1 protein-coding gene is annotated in these 1,191 nt (G+C 76.7%); it reads left to right on the forward strand.

Annotated features, from left to right (window positions below; genetic code table 11):
- A partial coding sequence (gene cydD, locus NCC78_RS31790) for a thiol reductant ABC exporter subunit CydD (RefSeq protein WP_250799150.1) occupies positions 1-1,191 on the forward strand: 1,191 nt, incomplete at both ends.

Raw genomic sequence — 1,191 nt, forward strand, 5'->3', positions numbered from 1 at the left:
GCTGGGTGGCCGGCCAGCGGGCCGGGCAGCTCGCCACCCTCGCCGGGCGCGGGCTGGACGCCCTGGACGCCTACTTCACCGGCTACCTGCCCCAGCTCGTGCTCAGCGTCACCGTGCCGCTCGCCGTGCTGGCCCGGATCCTCTTCGCCGACTGGAGCTCGGCGCTGATCATCGCGCTCACCCTGCCACTGATCCCCGTCTTCGGCGCGCTGCTCGGCTGGCAGGCCCAGGCCGCGACCGAACGCCAGTGGCGCCGGCTCTCCCTGCTCGGCGGCCACTTCCTCGACATGGTGGCCGGGCTGCCCACGCTGCGCGCCTTCGGCCGGGCCCTGGCACAGACCGACGTCGTGCGCCGGATGGCCGACGGGCACCGGGTCGCCACCATGAAGACGCTGCGGATCGCCTTCCTCTCCGCCCTGGTGCTGGAGCTGGTGGCCACCCTGTCGGTGGCGCTGGTCGCGGTGCCGGTCGGCGTGCGGCTGCTCGGCGGCGGGCTGACCCTGCAGACCGCGCTGCTGGTGCTGCTGCTCACCCCGGAGGCGTACCTGCCGCTGCGCACGGCGGGCAGCCGCTTCCACGCCAGCATGGAGGGGCTGACCGCGCTGGACGAGGCGCTCACCCTCTCCGCCACCGCCCCCACCCCCGCCGCGGGCGGCACGCACGCGCCGGCACCCGACGGGCGCGGCGAGATCCGGTTCGAGGCGGTGACCGTCGAGTACGAGCGGACCACCGCGCTGCGGGACGTGACGCTGACCATCCGGCCGGGCGAGCGGATCGCGATCATCGGGCCGAGCGGCGCCGGCAAGAGCACCCTGCTGCACCTGCTGCTCGGCTTCGTCACCCCGACGGCCGGTCGGGTCACCGTCGACGGGGTCGACCTGGCCGGGGCCGACCCGGACGCCTGGCGCGCCCAGGTGGCCTGGGTGCCGCAGCGGGCGCACCTCTTCGCCGCCTCGCTGGCCGACAACATCCGGCTCGGCGCCCCCGACACCCCGGACGCCGCGCTCGCCGCCGCCGTCGCGGACGCCGCGCTGGACGACGTGGTCGCCGGGCTGCCCGACGGGCTGGCCACCGTGCTCGGCGAGCGTGGCCACGGCCTCTCCAGCGGGCAGCGGCAGCGGGTCGCGCTGGCCCGCGCGTTCCTCCGGGACGCCCCGGTGGTGCTGCTCGACGAGCCGACCGCCCGGCTGG

This window comes from Micromonospora phytophila (genome assembly GCF_023656545.1).
Classification (GTDB): Bacteria; Actinomycetota; Actinomycetes; order Mycobacteriales; family Micromonosporaceae; genus Micromonospora; species Micromonospora phytophila.